The 21,139-nt window shown below is 31.3% G+C and carries 15 protein-coding genes and 1 tRNA gene; 11 read left to right on the top strand and 5 right to left on the bottom strand.

Annotated features, from left to right (window positions below):
* Positions 1 to 72 precede the first annotated feature (72 nt).
* From nuoG to nuoN, 8 genes are all read left to right on the top strand, one after another.
* Positions 73 to 2,832, top strand: coding sequence for an NADH-quinone oxidoreductase subunit NuoG (gene nuoG, locus BCHRO640_RS02505; protein WP_015344734.1), 2,760 nt, complete (start codon positions 73 to 75; stop codon positions 2,830 to 2,832).
* On the top strand, positions 2,832 to 3,803 hold the full coding sequence (gene nuoH / locus BCHRO640_RS02500) for an NADH-quinone oxidoreductase subunit NuoH (RefSeq protein WP_015344733.1): 972 nt from the start codon (positions 2,832 to 2,834) through the stop codon (positions 3,801 to 3,803). Before nuoG ends, nuoH begins: the two co-directional genes overlap by 1 nt.
* A gap of 27 nt (positions 3,804 to 3,830) precedes the next feature.
* Positions 3,831 to 4,373 (top strand): NADH-quinone oxidoreductase subunit NuoI, encoded by a 543-nt coding sequence (gene nuoI / locus BCHRO640_RS02495; RefSeq protein ID WP_015344732.1) that lies wholly within the window; start codon positions 3,831 to 3,833, stop codon positions 4,371 to 4,373.
* Between the two features lie 33 nt (positions 4,374 to 4,406).
* On the top strand, positions 4,407 to 4,958 hold the full coding sequence (gene nuoJ / locus BCHRO640_RS02490) for an NADH-quinone oxidoreductase subunit J (RefSeq protein ID WP_015344731.1): 552 nt from the start codon (positions 4,407 to 4,409) through the stop codon (positions 4,956 to 4,958).
* A complete protein-coding gene (nuoK, locus tag BCHRO640_RS02485; protein ID WP_011283025.1) occupies positions 4,955 to 5,257 on the top strand; it encodes an NADH-quinone oxidoreductase subunit NuoK in 303 nt (100 codons plus the stop codon). Before nuoJ ends, nuoK begins: the two co-directional genes overlap by 4 nt.
* Positions 5,254 to 7,140 carry an NADH-quinone oxidoreductase subunit L gene (gene nuoL, locus BCHRO640_RS02480; RefSeq protein WP_015344730.1) on the top strand — a complete coding sequence of 629 codons (1,887 nt, stop codon included), beginning with the start codon at positions 5,254 to 5,256 and terminating at the stop codon, positions 7,138 to 7,140. Before nuoK ends, nuoL begins: the two co-directional genes overlap by 4 nt.
* Before the next feature lie 82 nt (positions 7,141 to 7,222).
* Positions 7,223 to 8,764, top strand: coding sequence for an NADH-quinone oxidoreductase subunit M (gene nuoM / locus BCHRO640_RS02475; protein WP_015344729.1), 1,542 nt, complete (start codon positions 7,223 to 7,225; stop codon positions 8,762 to 8,764).
* Between the two features lie 33 nt (positions 8,765 to 8,797).
* The gene (nuoN, locus tag BCHRO640_RS02470; RefSeq protein WP_015344728.1) at positions 8,798 to 10,291 is read left to right on the top strand and encodes an NADH-quinone oxidoreductase subunit NuoN; all 1,494 of its coding nucleotides are present in this window, start codon (positions 8,798 to 8,800) and stop codon (positions 10,289 to 10,291) included.
* Positions 10,292 to 10,390: 99 nt separating this feature from the next.
* Here nuoN and yfaE read toward each other — a convergent pair whose 3' ends face one another.
* From yfaE to ubiG, 4 genes are all read right to left on the bottom strand, one after another.
* On the bottom strand, positions 10,391 to 10,672 hold the full coding sequence (yfaE, locus tag BCHRO640_RS02465) for a class I ribonucleotide reductase maintenance protein YfaE (protein ID WP_320408551.1): 282 nt from the start codon (positions 10,670 to 10,672) through the stop codon (positions 10,391 to 10,393).
* Positions 10,656 to 11,786 (bottom strand): class Ia ribonucleoside-diphosphate reductase subunit beta, encoded by a 1,131-nt coding sequence (gene nrdB / locus BCHRO640_RS02460; protein WP_015344726.1) that lies wholly within the window; start codon positions 11,784 to 11,786, stop codon positions 10,656 to 10,658. Before nrdB ends, yfaE begins: the two co-directional genes overlap by 17 nt.
* Positions 11,787 to 11,848: 62 nt before the next feature.
* On the bottom strand, positions 11,849 to 14,131 hold the full coding sequence (gene nrdA / locus BCHRO640_RS02455) for a class 1a ribonucleoside-diphosphate reductase subunit alpha (RefSeq protein WP_015344725.1): 2,283 nt from the start codon (positions 14,129 to 14,131) through the stop codon (positions 11,849 to 11,851).
* 371 nt (positions 14,132 to 14,502) lie between these two features.
* Positions 14,503 to 15,252, bottom strand: coding sequence for a bifunctional 2-polyprenyl-6-hydroxyphenol methylase/3-demethylubiquinol 3-O-methyltransferase UbiG (gene ubiG, locus BCHRO640_RS02450; RefSeq protein ID WP_269077269.1), 750 nt, complete (start codon positions 15,250 to 15,252; stop codon positions 14,503 to 14,505).
* Positions 15,253 to 15,496: 244 nt separating this feature from the next.
* Between ubiG and gyrA the strand changes: the two genes are divergently transcribed.
* From gyrA to BCHRO640_RS03325, 3 genes are all read left to right on the top strand, one after another.
* On the top strand, positions 15,497 to 18,028 hold the full coding sequence (gene gyrA / locus BCHRO640_RS02445; RefSeq protein ID WP_015344723.1) for a DNA gyrase subunit A: 2,532 nt from the start codon (positions 15,497 to 15,499) through the stop codon (positions 18,026 to 18,028).
* A gap of 695 nt (positions 18,029 to 18,723) precedes the next feature.
* Positions 18,724 to 19,845, top strand: coding sequence for a porin OmpC (locus BCHRO640_RS02440; protein WP_015344722.1), 1,122 nt, complete (start codon positions 18,724 to 18,726; stop codon positions 19,843 to 19,845).
* An 85-nt stretch (positions 19,846 to 19,930) separates the two neighbouring features.
* The gene (locus tag BCHRO640_RS03325) at positions 19,931 to 21,037 is read left to right on the top strand and encodes a D-alanine--D-alanine ligase family protein (RefSeq protein ID WP_015344721.1); all 1,107 of its coding nucleotides are present in this window, start codon (positions 19,931 to 19,933) and stop codon (positions 21,035 to 21,037) included.
* Here the strand turns inward: BCHRO640_RS03325 and BCHRO640_RS02435 are convergent.
* Positions 21,019 to 21,092 (bottom strand) — tRNA-Pro (locus BCHRO640_RS02435). The two genes, BCHRO640_RS03325 and BCHRO640_RS02435, sit on opposite strands and share 19 nt — an antisense overlap.
* Positions 21,093 to 21,139: the final 47 nt, after the last annotated feature.

Here is a 21,139-nt window from a genome sequence, read left to right as displayed (position 1 = left end):
AACATAAATAATGTACATTGATGTTTTTTAAACTTTTTCAGGCGTCAAAAAATATAAAATTGGTATATTAAAATGATGATTTCTATTTATATAGAAGGGAAAAAGCATACAGTGGAAGATTCAAAAAATATACTGGAAACATGTTTGTCTCTTGGATTCGATATTCCTTATTTTTGTTGGCATCCTGCTTTGGGCAGTGTTGGAGCGTGCAGGCTATGTGCAGTAAAACAACAATATTTTAGTAACACAATAAAAGATACAAAAAGTCATTTGGTGATGTCTTGCATGACACCAGTATCAGACGGTAGTTCTATTATTATTTTTGATGATGAGGTAGAAGAATTTAGAAAAAATATATTGGAGTTGTTAATGATTAATCATCCTCATGATTGTCCAATATGCGAGGAAGGAGGTAATTGTCATCTTCAAGATATGACAGCAATGGTTGGACAAACATATCGTCGTTATAGGTTTAATAAGCGTACACATTATAATCAATATTTGGGACCGTTTATTGGACATGAAATGAATAGGTGTATTACTTGTTATCGTTGCATACGTTATTATAATGATTACGCCGGAGGTGATGATTTAGGGGTATTCGGGGTACATGATAACATTTATTTTGGACGAGTACAGGATGGTATGTTACGAAGTGAGTTTTCTGGAAATTTAATAGAGATATGCCCTACTGGAGTGTTTACTGATAAGACACAGACACAAAATTATACCCGTAAATGGGATATGATTTTTGCGCCGAGTATCTGTCAACAATGTAGCGTTGGATGTAATATTATTGTAGGTGAGCGTTACGGAAAGTTGTGTCGTGTTGAAAATCGCTATAATGGCAATATTAATGGTTATTTTTTGTGTGATCGTGGTCGATTTGGATGTGACTACGTTAATATTGATAATAGACCTAAAGTTCCATCAAATAAGCAAGGTGATAATTGGGTTGTGTTGAGTGAAAGACAAGCAATACAAGAGGCTACTAATGGATTGAAATATAATTGTAACAAGATAATTGGTATTGGATCTTCTCGCGCCAGTATGGAAAGCAATTTTTCTTTATTAAAATTGGTAGGACCAGATAATTTTTATAATGGGATTAATAATCTTGAACAAGAGCGATTATTATTAATAATTGAAATACTGTGTAATAGTGGTATTCAAGTTCCGTCGTTACATGAAGTGGAAAGTTATGATACAGTGTTAATATTAGGAGAGGATTTAACTCAAACTGGAGCACGAGTAGCACTGTCGATACGTCAGGCAGTTAAAGGGAAAGCTCGTAAAGATGCAGAGGCTCAAGGAATTTTTGATTGGCAATCAGCGGCTATTATAAATAACGCTCAAGGTATTAAAAATAATATATTGATAACTGGGGTTGACAAGACTAAATTAGACGATGTTGCTATATTAACATATTATGATTCAGTACAAAATCAAGCACGGTTTGGTTTTGCTATTGCTCACGCGTTAGATCATACTGCTCCCGAGGTTAAAGATTTTGATTCTAAACTGAATGAGAAATTAGATATAGTTGTACAAAAATTAATGGAAGCGCACAAGCCATTAATTATTTCAGGAAGTAGTGCAGGTAGTAAAGAGTTAATTGCTTCAGCAGCAAATATTGCTCGTGCTTTAAAAAATCGGGGGAGTGAGGTTGGAATTACTTTTATCGTAGGAGAAGTAAATAGTATAGGTTTGGTAATGTTAGGTAAAAAAAGTCTCGATGCTGCTCTTATAGATATTTGTAGTACTAATACTTCATCCGTTGGTTTAATTGTCTTAGAAAATGATTTATATCGTCATGCACAGGCAAATCAAGTTGATGTTGCTTTAAACAAGGTTAATTATTTAATTGTATTAGATCATCAATATACTCTGATTCAAAAGCAGGCAAATTTAGTTTTACCAGTTTCTAGTTTTGTTGAAAGCGATGGTACTGTGATTAATTACGAAGGGCGTGCACAAAGGTTTTTTCGCTTATATAAGCCACAAAATTATGAAAAAAATACAGTTATTTTAGAAAGTTGGAGATGGTTATATTTGATACATGATTGCTATATAAATTATATTAGAAAAAAAAATTTGCATATTGATCAGATTATAGATGCTATTATTTATTATTTTCCAAAATTAATTGGAATTAAACAGACATCTCCGGACGCATCTTTTCGTATATATGGACAAAAATTAGCTCGAGCACCGCATCGTTATAGTGGACGCACAGCGATATATGCTAATGTTGATGTACACGAACCCTATATATCGCAAGATGATGATACGATGTTTTCTTTTTCTATGGAAGGTAATCATAATGTTCAATCTTTTCATAAACAAGTGGCGTTTGCATGGGCTCCGGGATGGAATTCTCCGCAAGCATGGAATAAATTTCAAGATAAAGTAGGTGGGAATTTGCATTCTGGTAATCCGGGAATACGTGTATTACATTCTGACAATGGTGCGACATTGAATTGGTTTAATATGATTCCTCAATCTTTTAAAATTATGAAAAATATTGATCGGTGGCTGATAGTACCTTATTGGCATTTATTTGGCAGTGAAGAAACCTCTCAGCGATCCAAGTGTATTCAAGATTGTATGCCAAATCCTTATGCGATGATCAATCAATTAGATGCGTTACAACTAAAAATACAAAAAAATATGTTGCTTAAATTTACATGTGCTGAGCAAATTTTATGCTTACCGATCAAATTTAGTAGTAATTTACCTACAGGCCATATTGGATTACCTTTAGGTTTTCCAGATATTCCTTTATTTTTATCTGGTATGTATGCACAAGATGTTCAAGGAGTATTATTGTGATGTTTGGTTCGTCAGAAATTGTTACGAAACATTGTGTTTCCGAAATTTTTCATGCGGTAATTATTTTGTTAGTGGTAGTCGCTTGTGGTGCATACATGAGTTTTTTAGAACGCAGGTTATTGGCGTTGTTTCAAAATCGTTATGGTCCTAATAGAGTAGGTTGGCATGGTTCATTACAATTATGCGCTGATTTAATTAAAGTTATGTTCAAGGAGGATTGGATCCCTCCATTTTCTGATCGTATTGTATTTGTTTTAGCCCCAGTGATAGCTTTTATTTCATCATTAATGAGTATATTGATTATTCCTTTTACGCCTACATGGATAATATGGGATTGCAATATTGGTATATTATTCTTTCTTATGATGTCAGGATTGATGGTTTATTCAGTGTTGCTTGCGGGTTGGGCAAGTAACAATAAATATGCTTTAATTGGAGCTGTGCGTGCTGCAGCTCAAACTCTTAGTTATGAGGTGTTTTTAGGTTTATCTATAATGGGTGTAGTTGCTAAATCTGGATCGTTTAATTTAAAAATTATAGTTGAAGATCAGTTATATCTGTGGAATGTAATTCCTCAGTTTGTAGGATTTATTACTTTTTTTTTAGCGGGCATGGCTTTGTGTCATAGACATCCATTTGATCAACCAGAATCAGAACAAGAGTTGGCAGATGGTTATCATATTGAATATTCCGGTATTAAATTTAGTTTATTTTTTATTTCTGGATATATCAATATGATTGTCATTGCTTCATTCATTGTAACACTATTTTTTGGAGGGTGGCAAGGGCCTTGGTTTCCTCCTATGATTTGGTTTATTACTAAAACTTTTTTATTCTTGATAGTGTTTATATTGATACGTGCGGCGTTACCACGTCCACGTTATGATCAAGTTATGTTGATAGGTTGGAAAATTTGTTTACCAATGACGTTGTTTAATTTATTAAGTACTGCTGTTGTTATTTTATTATAATTATTAATATAGGTTAAATATATTATGATGAAGTTAAAAAAGGTTTTCATAGATATTGGTTCTATATTACGTAGTATTTGGATGATAGGAATGCAAGCATTTAGTAAACGTGAAACTCGGATGTATCCTGAAGTTCCGTATATTCCATCACCTAGATATCGTGGTCGTATCGTATTGACTCGAGACTCTTCAGGTCGAGAACGTTGTGTAGCTTGTAATTTATGTGCTGTAGCTTGTCCAGTAGGGTGTATTTCTTTGAAAAAAGGAGAATCTACAGATGGCCGGTGGTATCCAAAATTTTTTAGAATCAATTTTTCTAGATGTATTTTTTGTGGTATGTGTGAAGAGGCATGCCCAACAGCAGCTATTCAATTAACTCCAGATTTTGAAATGAGTGATTTTAAAAGACATGATTTAGTGTATGAAAAGTCTGATTTATTAATATCGGGTCCTGGAAAATATTTAGAGTATGATTTTTATCAATTTTCTGGTAAGGAAATATTAGATAAAAAAAAGGGGGACGCGATAAAAGAATCAAAGCCTATAAATGTTAAAAACATATTGCCCTAATTTTGAAGTGATGGTTAATGAGAGGAGTGTGGTATGACGTCGCTATTTTATATTTCTGGAATTATAGCAATATTGTCTACGATATGTGTAATACTGCATTATAATCCAATGCGTGCTTTATTATACTTAATAGTTTCATTTTTATCTATATCATGCAATTTTTTTTCTTTAGGAGCATCTTTTGCTGCTGCTTTGGAAATTATTGTTTATGCAGGAGCTATCATGATTTTATTCGTATTTGCGATAATGATGCTTAATACGAAAAATATTATATTTGGTATACAAAAGAAAAGTAGATTTTTAAACCCCATATTATGTTGTGGTTCTGTGTTGTTGGTAGGTATTTTGTTTGCAATTTTATTGTACATATCCTTTGTGTTAAAAGATGATTTTATAAATGTAAACAACTCAATAATAGACTCAAAACAAGTTGGTGTTGCATTATTTGGGCCATATATATTAACGGTAGAGCTGGCATCATTTTTATTATTAGGTGCGTTGATTTCTGTGTTTCATTTGTCTCAAAATAATACATTATCTGATGATTGTATTGATTCTACTCAATTACAAAAATATAAAATATGATTCCTTTATCGCATGCTTTTAGTTTATCTATAATTTTATTTATATTAGGTTTAATAGCTATAATAGTAAGACGTGATTTATTGTTTATATTATTAGGTCTAGAAATTATGATTAACGCTGCTGCTTCAGCATTTGTGATAGTAGGATCTTTTTTGGGGCAATCAGATGGTCAGATTATGTATATTTTAGTAATTACTTTATCTGCTTCTGAATCTGCAGTTTCTTTAGCATTATTACTTCAATTATATCGTCGTTATCATACATTGCATATTGATAATATTAGTGAGATGCGTGGATGAATTTACTTTTTTTAACTATACTTTTCCCGTTATTAGGATTCATTACGTTAGCTATTTCTCAAGGAAAATGGCCAGAAAATACTTCTTCTATAATAGGAGTAGGCACGATAAGTGCGTCAGCGTTGGTTACTATATACATTATATTTAATTTTTATTGTAATTCTAGTAATGATGTTAATTTTGTGTTTGTGCAGGAACTTTGGACCTGGTTTACTATTAATGCCTTATGTATTACTGTAGCACTTAGATTAGATGGGTTATCCTTAATCATGTTATCAGTAATTGTTGGTGTTGGGTTTATCATTCATTTATATGCCACTTGGTATATGAGTGGATGCGAAGGATATTCTCGTTTTTTTGCTTACACTAATTTATTTATGGCAAATATGGTGCTTTTAGTGCTTTCAGATAATTTGTTATTGATGTATTTTGGATGGGAAGGCGTAGGACTGTGTAGTTATTTATTAATTGGATTTTACTATTCTGATGCTAAGAATGGAATAGCAGCTTTAAAAGCATTTATTATTACTCGTGTTGGAGACATATGTTTGGTATGTGCGTTATTCATGATTTATGATCAATATCATACCTTGAGTTTTAGTAAATTACTAACGTTGGAACTAAAATGTTCATCGTGTCATATTTTTAATGATATCACATGGATATCTTTTATGTTACTTATTGGAGCAATAGGTAAATCAGCTCAGTTACCCTTACAAAATTGGTTAACCAGTGCTATGGCTGGTCCAACCCCAGTGTCGGCATTGATTCACGCAGCTACTATGGTCACTTCTGGTGTGTATTTAATAATTCGTATGAATAATTTTTTTTTAATGACTCCAAGTATTTTATACTTGACCGGTATTATTGGTTCATTAACTGTGATTTTATTTAGTTGTTCAGCGTTATTTCAAAGCAATATTAAAAAAATTTTAGCATATTCTACTATAAGTCAAATAGGATATATGTTTTTAGCACTCGGAGGCAGACATTGGGATGCAGCTATGTTTCATTTAGTAACACATGCTTTTTTTAAAGCGTTGTTGTTTTTATCTGCGGGTTCATTAATCTACGCTTGTAGATATGAACAAAATATTTTTAAGATGGGAGGGTTATATAAATTTATACCTTTAATTTATATTTGTTTTTTAATAGGTGGGGCATCTTTATCTGGAGTACCTATAATTACCGCTGGAGTTTATTCAAAAGAAATGATCATGTTAAAAACATTAGATAATCATGATTATTTTTTCTTGTTATCTGGAGTAATAGGAATGTTTTTAACACCTATTTATACGTTCCGAATGATTTTTGTTGTGTTTCATGGTGAGAAAAAAATAGAGCCACGTGTATGTAATAAAATCGCTCAAAATTTACCTTTAATCTTATTGTTATTGTTATCGACGTTTATTGGTGGATGGATCCAATTACCTTTGTTAACAGATACTATAATTACTAACGTTAGTGAGGTGTATAATTGGGGTCAAATATATCTTGAAATAATATCGGGACTTTTAGTAACGTTCGGTATTTGGTTGGCATCAATTTTTTGGATGGACTCGTCGCGCAGGATTACAGGAGAAATTATTAGACCTCGTGTAACAGAAGTAATAGAACGATACATAGTATTGTTATGTTATTATGGATGGGGATTTGATTGGCTTTACAAATTGATATTTATAAAGCCATATTTATTTATAACAAAAAAATTATCTTATTCTGATCCAGTTGATGTAATCGTGAATGTTATCGTATCGTTATTATTTTGGCTTAAGAATGGTTTGATATGTAGTGAAAATGGTAAGCTTAATTGGTATATAGTATCGATGAACATAGGGGCAATTATGATATTAATCATGATATTAATTTATGATCGTCTGTAAATCAGTGTAGTATTATTGGTATACAATATAAGGAAATACAAATATTTAATGTATGTGTTTTAGCGAGAAAAACAAAAATAATATGTTATTAATTATCTTAATATTTATTCCTTTTATTTTTGGACTGTTATGTTGGCAGTCAGAACGTATTGGATGGTGGGTACCGCGTTGGGTTGCTTTATCTGGAATGAGCATAACATTCATTACTACTTTTTTTTTATGGCAGTACGAGTGCTATGATTTATTAAATTCGCATCCAACAGAACATGTGTTTCCTAAATGGCAATTAGAATATATATATCCTTGGATCCCAAGATTTGGAATTAGCGTTCATTTAGCATTGGATGGATTTTCTTTGTTGATGGTGACATTAACTGGATTTTTAGGATGCATGGCAGTGTTATGTTCTTGGTGTGAGATTCAGCGTTATCACGGTCTTTTTTATCTTAATTTATTGTGGATTTTAGGTGGAGTTATTGGTGTTTTTTTATCAATTGATATGTTTTTATTCTTTTTTTTCTGGGAAATAATGCTTATTCCGATGTATTTTTTGATATCTTTATGGGGACACAAAGAGGTTAATAGAAGTGGTCGCATTAATACTGCTATTAAATTTTTTGTTTATACTCAATTTAGCGGATTATTTATGTTAATTTCTATTATTGCTCTTGTTTCTATACATCATGATATGCATGGTGTGTGGTCGTTTAATTATCAAGATTTATTGAATATGTTGCTGCCAGTGCATGCGGAATATTTAATTATGTTGGGGTTTTTTTTTGCTTTTGCAGTAAAAATGCCAATCGTTCCTTTTCATGTTTGGTTACCTGATGTTCATAGTCACGCTCCTACTTCTGGGTCAGTCGATTTGGCAGGAATTTTATTAAAAACATCGGCTTATGGATTTTTCCGATTTGTTTTACCGTTATTTCCTTGTGCTTCAAAATCTTTTGCCCCAATTGCTATGTGTTTAGGTTTGGTAAATATTTTTTATGGAGCCTGTATGGCATTCGCACAAGCTGATGTTAAGCGTTTAATTGCATATACCAGTATATCTCATATGGGATTTGTATTGATCGCAATTTATAGTGGTACTCACTTATCATATCAGGGTGCTGTGATACAAATGATTTCTCATAGTTTATCTGTTTCTGGAATGTTTATAATTTGCGGTCAATTATATGAGCGAATACATACTCGAGATATGCGTTTGATGGGAGGGTTATGGAGTCGCATGCATTTAATTCCTGCTTTTTCTTTATGTTTTGCAGCAGCAACACTTGGATTACCTGGTACTGGAAATTTTATAGGAGAAGTGACGATTTTGTTCGGTAATTTTCAATCAGCACCTATAATTACAATAATAGCTTGTTTTGGAATAATATTATCATCAATTTATTCTCTTATTTTAATGCAACGCATATATTATGGTCCAATATTGGTTCCCAGAGTTAATAAAATTGGGTTATTAAGAAATATGACACTACGGGAAAAGAATATTATTATAACATTGTTATTATGTATTTTTTTAATTGGGTTTTTTCCGCAATATATTTTGAATGTTTCATATATGACAATGCACAATCTTTGTATTTTTTTAAAAGAATATAATTGTTCAATGTGATTACATTATAACGATATAGGATCTTGATTTGTTATGCTAATAACTTGGACGCACATAATTCTATTGCTGCCTATACTAATTATTGGAATGACAACTGTTATTGTTATGTTATCTATTGCATATCGTCGTAATTTACTTTTACATACTTCATTAACAATATTCGGATTTAGTTTAGCAATTATATCGGTTGGATTGGTATGGGATCAAAGAGCTCGAAATTTTTTGCAATTAATATGTGTTGATGATTTTTCTATATTATACATAATATTGGTGTTAGTTTCTGGTTTATCAAGTTCTGTATTGGCTTATAAATGGTTGTTAATTTATCCGAGTAATAATCGTGACGAGTTTTATTTATTATTACTTATTTCTAGTATTGGCGGTATTTTACTAGCAACTACGAATCATTTAGTAATATTATTTTTAGGAATGGAACTGATTTCGTTGCCGTTATTTGGGTTGATAGGTTATTCTTTTTTTAACAAATTTTCTTTAGAGGCAAGTATTAAATATATTATATTATCTGGAGTATCTTCATCATTTATATTATTTGGTATAGCATTGATATATGCTGCAACTGGTTTTTTGTCTTTTACCAGTATTAGTCAATTGTTACGTTTGCATATTATTGCGTCGAATCAATCTATACTTATGTCAACCATAGGACTAGGTATGATGATGGTTGGGTTCGGTTTTAAATTGTCATTAGTTCCTTTTCATTTATGGACTCCTGATGTATATCAAGGAGCCCCATCTTCAATATCATTGTATCTGACAACTAGCAGTAAAATAGCTGTAATATCTGTATTGATACGATTATTGATGGTGTTTCCTAATCAGTATAATAAGGTATTTTGTATATTTTTATTAGGTATTGCATGTTGCTCAGCGTTATTCGGTAATTTAATGGCTATTAAACAAGATAATATTAAGCGTGTTTTAGCTTATTCTTCAATTGCACATACAGGTTATGTTTTAATTGGTGTTATTGCGATATTACGGGTCAACCACCCCATGGCTTTGGAAACTATTGGTATTTATCTTATAAGTTACGTTCTGACTAGTATTGGTGCATTTGGTATTATCAATGTAGTATCGTTTTTTTATGCCAATGAGGACACAGACGTAGATTCTTTGTTTGTATATCGTGGTCTTTTTTGGCATCAGCCAATGTTATCGGTATTATTTACGATTATTATATTGTCTTTAGCGGGCATACCTATGACATTAGGTTTCATTGGGAAATTTTATTTGTTTGTTTTGGGAATAGACAGTAAATTATGGTGGCTTACTATTTTTATAGCAATGAGTAGTGTTATTAGTATATTTTATTATTTAAGAATTATAATCAATTTATATCTTAGTCCTATAAATCGTTTAAATATCAACTCTGATTCTTTATCTAGTTGGAGTGTTACTCCTGATAAGATAATAGTGATTATAGTATCTTTTTCTATATTATTTTTAGGATTATATCCAAAGCCTTTGATTTATTTTATGCATTTAATATATCCACCGGTACTTTAATTGAAATATAAATGTAATCGGAGGATTTTACATTTTAAATTATTTAACGAATGATTTTATGAGTTTATGAATTTATAATAATGTCGTTTAAAACACGTGTTACAGTAGTTTTAATATAATATGTTCTATAGGAACACAGCAGCATATCAAAATTTCATTAGAACGAATATAACCTAAAGGTTCTGTGTAATATTGTACTTTTCCTCTTATTAATAAAGCACGGCAACTTCCACAGTAACCTGATCGACATTGATAATTTAATGATGGTATATGATGCATTTCGAATGCTTCTAATAAGGAACGATACATTCTGTTGTTATGCACAAATTGTATATTTAAATATTTTTTTTGAAGAAAAAATATTTTACAATTGAAAGTCATGAAATTCATTTTCGTCAATATTAGGATCTATTTGGCCTACTAGATAAGAACTGGCTTCTACTTCTTGTGGCGCCACTTGAACATTATCTGATGATAACCAAGAATTAATCCATGGTATCACGTTAGATTTAATGTCGAAGGGTGTTCTTAACCCGATTGCTTGCATACGTATATTGGTAATATATTCAATATATTGACAAAGTATATCTTTATTTAAACCTATCATAGAGCCATCTTTAAATAAATAGTTAGCCCAATTTTTTTCTTGTTCTGCAGCCATTAAAAACAGCGCATAACTTTCTTGTTGGCATTCTGTACTGATATCGGCCATTTCTGGATCATCTGATCCAGAGCGCATTAAGTTTAAAATATGTTGAGTAGCGTTTAAATGCAAAGCTTCGTCACGTGCTATAAGTCGTATAATTTTTGCATTACCTTCCATGAGTTCTCGTTCAGCAAATGCAAAAGAACAGGCAAAGCTGACATAAAAACGAATAGCTTCTAGGACGTTAACGCTAATCAAACATAAATATAATTTCTTTTTAAGTTCATGTAAGTTTACTGCGACAGTGTTATTATTGATTTGATGAATACCGGGGCCTAAGATATGATAATAACTGGTTAATTCAATTAAATTATCATAGTACGTCGAAATATCTTTAGCACGTTTTAAAATTTCTTTGTTGCTGATAATATCATCAAATATCAAAGATGGGTGATTAACAATATTACGAATAATATGGGTGTAGGAACGGGAGTGAATGGTTTCAAAAAATGACCAAGTTTCTACCCAAATTTCCAGTTCTGGTATAGAAATTAATGGTAGTAATGCAATATTGGGACTGCGTCCTTGAATAGAATCTAATAAAGTTTGGTATTTTAAATTGCTAATAAAAATGTGTTTTTCATGGTCTGGTAATGATTGAAAATCTATACGGTCTTTAGAAATATCTATTTCTTCTGGGCGCCAAAAGAACGAAAGTTGTTTTTCAATTAATTTTTCGAAAATGGAATGTTTTTGTTGATCAAATCGAGCGATATTTACTGGTTGTCCTAAAAACATCGGTTCGAGCAGTTGATTATTTTTATTTTGAGAAAAAGTTGTATAAATCATTTTTATTCCTTTTTTAAAAATAAATATAAATATGTAGGTTTTAGTAAATAGTAGTTACTTTTCTAAATTGTACAAGCATCACTTGTACAAATATTTGATTGGTTATGTGGCAGTGTTTTTTGTACATCTTGAGCTCCATCACGGGTGTTATGATAATATAATGTTTTAATACCAAGTCTGTATGCGTATAATAAATCTGAAAGTAGCTGTTTCATAGGTACTTTGTTTTCTGGAAATCGAGAGGGATCGTAATTAGTATTAGTTGAAATGGATTGGTCAATGAATTTTTGCATAATTCCTACTAATTGTAGATATCCCCGATTATTCGGTATTTGCCATAATAATTCATAATCAGATTTTAGTTTAATAAATTCAGGTACTACTTGACGCAAAATTCCGTCTTTTGAAGTTTTTATGCTAATGTAACCTCTGGGAGGTTCTATGCCATTAGTAGCATTAGAAATTTGTGATGAAGTTTCTGATGGCATTAATGCAGATAATGTAGAATTTCGTAATCCATACTTTTTAATCTTCACACGTAAATCTTCCCAGTTATAATGTAATGGTTCATTAATAAATGAATTCAGGTCTGTTTTATATGTATCAATAGGTAAGATTCCTTTTGAATATGAAGTATCATTGAACCACTCGCAAGATCCTTTTTCTTGAGCCAAATTGTTAGACGCTCTTAATAAATGATATTGAATAGCTTCGAAAGTACGATGTGTTAGTTTATTAGCACTACCATCTGAATAGCGTACCCCATGTTTAGCAAGATAATAAGCATAATTAATTACTCCAATGCCTAAAGAACGTCTTCTTACAGCACTACGTTGTGCAGCAGGAATAGGATAATGTTGATAATCTAATAAAGCGTCAAGAGCTCTTACTATTAAAGTAGAGAGTTCAGATAAGTCATCAAGATTTTCAATGTTACCAAGATTGAAAGCAGATAGTGTACATAAAGCAATTTCACCATTATGGTCATTAATGTTATTTAAAGGTTTGGTTGGTAAAGTGATTTCCAAGCATAAATTGGATTGACGAACTGGAGCGGCAATACTATCAAAAGCACTATGAGTATTACAGTGATCTGTATGTTGAATATAGATTCTTCCAGTAGAAGCTCGCTCTTGCATCATTAAAGAAAACAATTCTATTGCTTTAATTTGTCGATGTCTAATATTACGATCATTTTCATATATGTTATATAAGTGTTCGAATTCATTTTGATTGTTAAAAAAAGCTTCATATAGTCCTGGCACATCAGACGGGCTAAATAGTGTAATATATTTTCCTTCAATAAGACGTTGGTACATTAATTTATTGATTTGTACACCATAATCTAAATGACGTATTCGATTAGAATCGATTCCACGATTATTTTTTAAAACAAGTAAATTTTCTATTTCTAAATGCCAAATAGGATAAAATAGTGTGGCCGCTCCTCCACGTACGCCTCCTTGAGAGCATGATTTTACTGCTGTTTGAAAATGTTTATAGAATGGGATACATCCGGTGTGGAACGCTTCTCCGTTACGTATTGGACTACCTAATGCTCTAATACGTCCAGCATTAATACCTATTCCAGCGCGTTGCGCAACATATTTTACAATAGAACTGGATGTTGCATTGATAGAATCAAGACTATCATCACATTCGATTAATACACAGGAACTAAATTGGCGTGTTGGTGTGCGTACTCCAGACATAATAGGTGTTGCTAAAGAAATTTTAAAAGTTGATATCGCATTATAAAATTGTTGAATGTAATGCATTCGAGTTTTTTTGGGATATTTAGAAAATAAACAGGCTGCAGTTAATATATATAAAAACTGAGCACTTTCATAAATTTCTCCGGTTACCCTATTTTGTACTAAGTATTTACCTTCTAATTGTTTTACAGCAGCATATGAAAAATTCATGTCCCGCCAATGATCAATAAATGTATCCATTTGATTAAACTCTTCCGCATTATAATCATCTAGCAAATGTTGATCGTATTTACCAATTTTTATTAATCGTAACACATGATTATACAGTTTTGGTGGTTCAAATTGACCGTAAGCTTTTTTACGTAAATGAAATACTGCTAAACGTGCTGCTAAATATTGATAGTCTGGTTCTTCTTCAGAAATTAAGTCTGCTGCTGCTTTTATGATTGTTTCTTGAATATCGGAAGTTTTTATTCCATTATAAAATTGTATGTGGGAACGCAATTCTACTTGTGAAACAGAGACTTGCTCTAAGCCTTTGGCGGCCCAATTAATAACTCGGTGAATTTTTTCAAGATTAATAGGTTCGTGATGACCGTTTCGTTTGGTAACTAGTAGAGTTTGGTTCATATAAATGTATACCTGTTGTGAAATAATAATAATATTAGACCACAGTAATTTGTGATGAGTAAATTATGGATCAGACTCGTGATAATTCGGTGAATTAATAATGACATCATAATTTTTATGTATAAAATAGTAATTAATTAAATAGTAATACAGGTGGAAAATATTGCATGATTCTTATTTGGTATAAATATTCTAAATATCAATAATAACTGATTGTGCCTATAAATACATGTGATTATGCTGTACCGTATTATTATTTTAATATAATTGAACAATTGGATTATGTCTTTAATATTATATTGATCATATTAAAAAAAATTGTTCTTGCAATAGTAAACGTTTATTATTTATTAATTTGTAATCGCTCTATATCATATAGAGCGATTATTTTTTAGTTTAGCATGTAAGATATAATTTGTATCGAGGTTACGTATTAAGGCGCATTTATTAGTGAGGGGATTATAGCATAATCCGGTGATGTTTTGTTCTTCTAAAATGGTAGAGTCAATCCATTCTAGTAATTCAGATGGGGTAATAAATTTATTAAAATGATGAGTGCCTTTTGGAATAATGCGAAAAATATATTCAGCGCCTATTACAACGAACAGCCATGATTTAAATGTACGATTTAATGTGGAAAAAAATACTGATCCATCTATCTTAATCATAGTAGAGCAAGCATGAACGATTGATGAAGGACACGGTACATGTTCTAAAACTTCCATACAGGTTACTACATCGTAATGATTAGCATGGTTTAAGGCATGGTTTTCTATTGTTTCTTGTATGTAATGAATATTTAAGCCTTGATGTAAGGCATGTGATTTTGCAACTTCTAAAACAGAAGCATTGATATCTAACCCAACAACTTCTGCGCCTGCTTCTGCCATACTTTCTGATAAAATACCTCCACCGCAGCCAATATCTAATATTTTTTTACCAAATAGTCCATGGCTATGCTCAATAATATAATTAAAGCGTGTCGAATTAATGTGATGCAATGGTTTAAATGCATTAAAAGGACCCCACCATTGTGATGTGGATGCCTTGAATTCATCGATTTTTTTTTTATTCATATTTTTTGCTTTTTCTGTAAGCTCATCAATAATTATGTCTTTTATGTTAAGATTTTCTTAAAATAAGAAAATGGGAATGCTATAGATTTGAATATTAGTATATAAATTATTTACAACTATCAGTTCATCGAAATATGGTTATGAACTGATTTATATGTAACATGATAAATGTATTTATCTTTGTAGAGTAATTTAAATATTATTAAAACAGTTTATATTACAGTTTAATAGATTATTTAAATAATTTTTAAATATATATAAATTAAAAATAAATAGAGGATATAAATGCATGAATGATTTTGCTAAAGAAATCACACAAATTAACATAGAAGAAGAATTAACACATTCTTATTTAGATTATGCCATGTCAGTGATCGTTGGGCGTGCATTGCCAGATGTTCGAGATGGATTAAAACCCGTGCATCGGCGTATATTATTTGCCATGCAAGTACTTGGGAATTGTTGGAATAGAAATCATAAAAAATCAGCTAGAGTAGTAGGTGATGTTATTGGAAAATATCATCCTCATGGGGATACCGCAGTATATGAAACTATAGTACGCATGGCACAACCTTTTTTAATGCGCTATGCTTTAGTAGATGGACAGGGTAATTTTGGTTCAGTAGATGGTGATCCAGCGGCGGCTATGCGTTACACTGAAGTACGTATGTCTAAAATAGCAAATGAATTATTGTTAGATTTAGACAAAGAAACTGTTGATTATGAACTAAATTATGATGGCACTGAAAGTATCCCAGGAATATTACCTGCTAGAATTCCAAATCTTTTGATTAATGGTTCTTCTGGTATTGCTGTAGGAATGGCTACTAATATCCCTCCTCACAATCTTTCTGAGGTAATTAATGGATGTTTGGCGTTTATAGATAATGAGGATATTACTATTGAAGAATTAATGAAATATATTCCGGGCCCAGATTTTCCTACTGCTGCTATTATTAATGATAGCGGTGGTTTGAAGGAAGCATATAGCACCGGAAGAGGTAAAATTTATATTCGCGCCCGGTCGGAAATTGAAACTGATGTTAAAAGTGGTCGTGAATCCATCGTAATATATGAAATTCCTTATCAAGTTAATAAGGCTCGATTGTTAGAAAAGATCGCGGAATTAGCGAAATTAAAACGCATTGAGGGAATATATAATTTGCGTGATGAATCTGATAAGGATGGTATGCGAATAGTTGTTGAAATTAAACGTGATGCTATTAGTGAGGTAATTTTAAATAATTTATATTCTTTAACTTCGTTACAAACTTCATTCGGTATTAATATGGTAGCGTTACATCAAGGCCAACCAAAAATTATGTCATTAAAAGACATTTTATCTGCCTTTGTGTGTCATCGTCGCGTAGTGGTAATACGTCGTGTTACTTTTGAATTAAAGAAAGCTCGTAATCGTATTCATATTTTAGAAGGGTTAGCGATTGCATTATTTAATATTGATTCAGTTATTAAACTTATTCGTCAATCTAATAGTTCGGTGGAAGCTAGTTCTGTTTTAATATCTTCATCGTGGAATATAGGCAATGTCTTTGATATGAAACAGAGAACTTCTATTAATTTGATGAAATCTGAGGGGTCAGAAGTCAAGAATGCTGTTCACAATAATCAATATTATCTTACCAAGAATCAAGCACAAGCTATTTTAGATTTAAAATTACATAAACTTACTACTTTGGAGTATGAAAAATTATTGCAAGAATATAGCAGTTTGTTAGAAAAAATAAAAAATTTAATCTCTATCTTAAAAGATCCTAAATGCCTTATGAAGGTAATTCGTCAAGAACTATTGATGATACAAGAAGAGTATAACGATTCTCGTCGTACTGAAATTAGTAGCAATATTGAAAATATTAATGTTGAAAATTTAATTAATCAAAAAGATGTAGTAGTAACTTTATCATATCAAGGTTATGTTAAATATCAACCATTAACAGATTATGAGGCGCAAAAACGAGGAGGAAAAGGAAAATTAGCAACACGAATTAAGGAAGAAGATTTTATTACGCGATTATTAATAGCTAATACTCATGATACGGTTTTGTTATTTTCTAATTATGGGCGTATATATTGGATGAAAGTTTATCGATTGCCTGCAGCTAGTCGTGGATCACGAGGTAAACCAATTATTAACTTGTTACCATTAGATGTGAATGAACGAATTACTGCTATTTTACCAATTCAAAATTATACAACAGGACATCAAGTATTTATGGCGACTAGTAGTGGAGTTGTAAAAAAAACGCCACTTACTGAGTTTAGTCGGCCACGTAATGTTGGTATTATTGCATTGAATCTTAATGATGGGGATGAATTAATTGGAGCTGATGTAACCGATGGTAGTAACGAGGTAATGTTGTTTACTGCTTACGGAAAAGTTGTACGATTTAAAGAAACGCAGGTGCGCAGCGTAGGTCGCTCGGCGATTGGCGTGAAAGGTATTCATTTATTACAAGGTGATCGCGTAGTATCTTTAATTATACCAAAAGATAAGAGTTCTATTCTTACTGTTACTCGAAATGGTTTCGGAAAACGTACTAATCAATCAGAATATCCAATCAAGTCTCGCGCGACTCAAGGTGTGATTTCTATTAAGGTTACGGAGCGAAATGGTCATGTAATTGGTGCTGTGCAAGTAAATCAATCTGATCAAATAGTAATGATCACTGATTTAGGTCGATTAGTGCGCACTCGTGTTTCTGAAGTTAATATCATTAGACGTAATACTCAAGGAGTTATGTTAATTCGTACAGCATGCGATGAATGTGTCGTTGGATTACAGTGTGTTGTGGAATCGGTATAGAAATTAAAATTGTTTTATTTGACTCAGTATTGAAGAGAATTTATCGTTATTAATTGTTGGTTTTAATAATGAAATTTTATTCAATAATATAGGATTTTTACATCTGTAACAATTAATGTTGTATTTTGTGTTGTTTATTCATTTTTTAATATTTATTATGTTAATATATATGTGGTATACAGTAATTATTTCTAATATAATAATAAAAAATAATTACTATGATTTATGAAATAATTAATTGGAGTAGTGATTATTTAAGTTGAGGTAATGTAACAAACAGGCAATGTTATATTATAACATGATCATTTTATTATTGATATTGAACATTATGATCATAAGTAATATGATATTCAATGGCAGGAATTGTTAGATGTGTACATTGAATAAGAAATCATTGTGTATTAGATAGTAAATAATATAGATAGAGAGAAACATGTAGGTTTTTATGTGTTTATACGTAGGATTTTTGTGTGTATTGTTCAAATATGAGCTGAATTGCTGGAGAATTGTATTTTATTAATATGCCGATATAGTTGATACAATGTGAGCAAAGTGGGCGGTTTATTATGTAATAGTTAATAACTAAGAATGGATTGGCGCATATAAAGTTGTTGATTTATTTTTGAAGAAAGTTACTGGATGTTATTGAAATTGTTAAATAGTATTTTTTATTTACTATATGGTGAGGTATTAATATGAAATTACGGTGTTTTACTAGCCTGGTTGTAACTATGGTTATGGCAAGCACTGCCGTGGCTTCTGAAATTTACAATAAAGATGGGAATATATTAGATATGTTTGGTAGTCTTGTTGGAGGTCATTATTTTTCTAAAGATAATACTAAAAATGGGGATAATTCGTTTGTAAGATATGGTTTTTCTGGAACAACATATATTAATGATCAAATTGTTGGTTTTGGTATGTGGGAGCATGAAATTTCCTTAAAGAATACTGAAGGAAGCATCGTAAATAATAATGATAAGGTGTTGCTTGGATATGCAGGAATAAAATTTGGAAATTTAGGAAGCATTGATTACGGAAGGAATTATGGAGTATTGTATGATGTGGGATCATGGACAGATGTAACACCAGGATTTGGAGGAGATATATTGTTTGTGGATAATTTTTTATCTAATCGTAGTTCGAATGTGATTACATATCGTAATAAAAATTTTTTTGGTTTCGTGAATGGACTGGATTTTGCCTTGCAATATCAAGGTAAAAATGATGTGAACAAAGCAACGGGTCGTACTTTAAAAACGGCTAATGGAGAAGGCTACGGGGTATCTGCATCGTATTCATTGGATAATGGGTTTGCTGCATCCCTGGCTTACACTAATAATAAACGTATCATTGAACAAACTGGTTTAGATAGCAATCTTTGTTGTAATGATAATGCTGAAGCATACTCCTTGGGCATCAAATATGATGGAAACGGTATGTATGTAGCAGCAATTTATGGAGAGACTTATAATATGACTCCATTCGGTAGTTTTTGTGATAATCTTAATCCAGAATATATTTATGGATTTGTTAATAAAGCTAAGAATATTGAATTAGTGGCCCAATATCAATTTGATTTTGGTTTACGTCCTTCTGTATCTTATTTGTATTCAAAAGCTAATGATGCGGAAAATGATGCTTACAGCAATTTCTTAAAAAAATGTGTTACAGTTGGAACAAGTTATGTTTTTAATAAAAATATTTGTACTTCTATAGATTATAGAATTAATTTATTACATAAGGATAGTTTCACCAGTGCGTCTCAAATTTGTACCGATAATGTTGTTGCATTGGGCGTAGCTTACGCATTTTAAGAATAGGTCGACATTAAATACTAAAACAGGCGAATTAAAATATTAATTCGCCTGTTTTAGTATTTAATGTATCAAGGAATGGAATATGTCTAAATTATGCATTGGTATTATTTGCGGGGGTCGTTCTTTAGAACACGAGATTTCATTGAAATCAGCTATGTGTATTGCACGGTTTATTGATAAATTTCGTTTCGAGGCCATGATTTTATGGATAGATAAAAAAGGATGTTGGCATTTGAAAGATATCGATTTTAATGATTTATCGTATCATAAAGATGAAAAAATTTCTATTTTGTTACAAAATTGTCCTTATCCATTTAAATTTCATACTAAAAATATAAATATTTTATTAAAATTTGATGTTATTTTCCCTGTAGTTCATGGAACTCTAGGAGAAGATGGTGCTTTGCAAGGTTTATTGTGTATGATGAATTTGCCATTTGTTGGATCTAATGTTTTGAGTTCATCTGTAGGGATGGATAAAGACGTGTCTAAATGTTTGTTGCGTGATGCGGGTTTATCCGTAGTACCATTTAGAACTGTTTTGGCTCAGGATCAACATAATATAGATTTTGATTATTTTGTTTCTATCTTTGGACTACCTTTATTTGTGAAACCATCAAATCAAGGGTCGTCGATAGGAGTATCGAAAGTTACTAAATGTAAAGATTTTAACTTAGCTTTAATCAAAGCTTTCTCTTTTAGTAATAAAATATTAATAGAACCAGCTATTATTGGAAGAGAATTGCAATGCGCAGTATTGGGTAACGATAATCCAAAAATTAGTGTGTGTGGTGAAGTTATATTATCAGATAATAATTTTTATACTTATCATGATAAATATGTGAAACGTAAAGCACAGATCATGATACCTGCGTTAATTAATGATGCAATAAGTGATGATATTCGTCATATTGCTTTACGTGTATTTCAAGTGTTAAATTGTTCTGGAATGGCGCGGGTAGATGTTTTTTTAAATTTGGATAATAAAATTTTTATTAATGAAGTTAATACGTTACCTGGATTTACTTTCGATAGTATGTATCCTAAATTGTGGGAGGTAAGTGGATTAAATTTTCAAGAGCTAATTACGAAATTGGTAGAATTTGCGCTAGATCTACATGATAAAAACAATTGTTTTTATCATGTAGATGATGCTGTATTTAAATATTTTCGGCATGAGAGGATTTGAACCTCTGACCCCCGACACCCCATGACGGTGCGCTACCAAACTACGCTACATGCCGTTTTAGGTTTATTATAAATAATTTGTAAAAAATATTATTTTTTATGA

The sequence above is a fragment of the Candidatus Blochmanniella chromaiodes str. 640 genome, from assembly GCF_000331065.1.
GTDB classification, from domain to species: Bacteria; Pseudomonadota; Gammaproteobacteria; order Enterobacterales; family Enterobacteriaceae; genus Blochmanniella; species Blochmanniella pennsylvanica.
The sequence above is the reverse complement of the archived record's forward strand: the minus strand, read 5'-3'. Positions and strand labels throughout refer to the sequence as shown.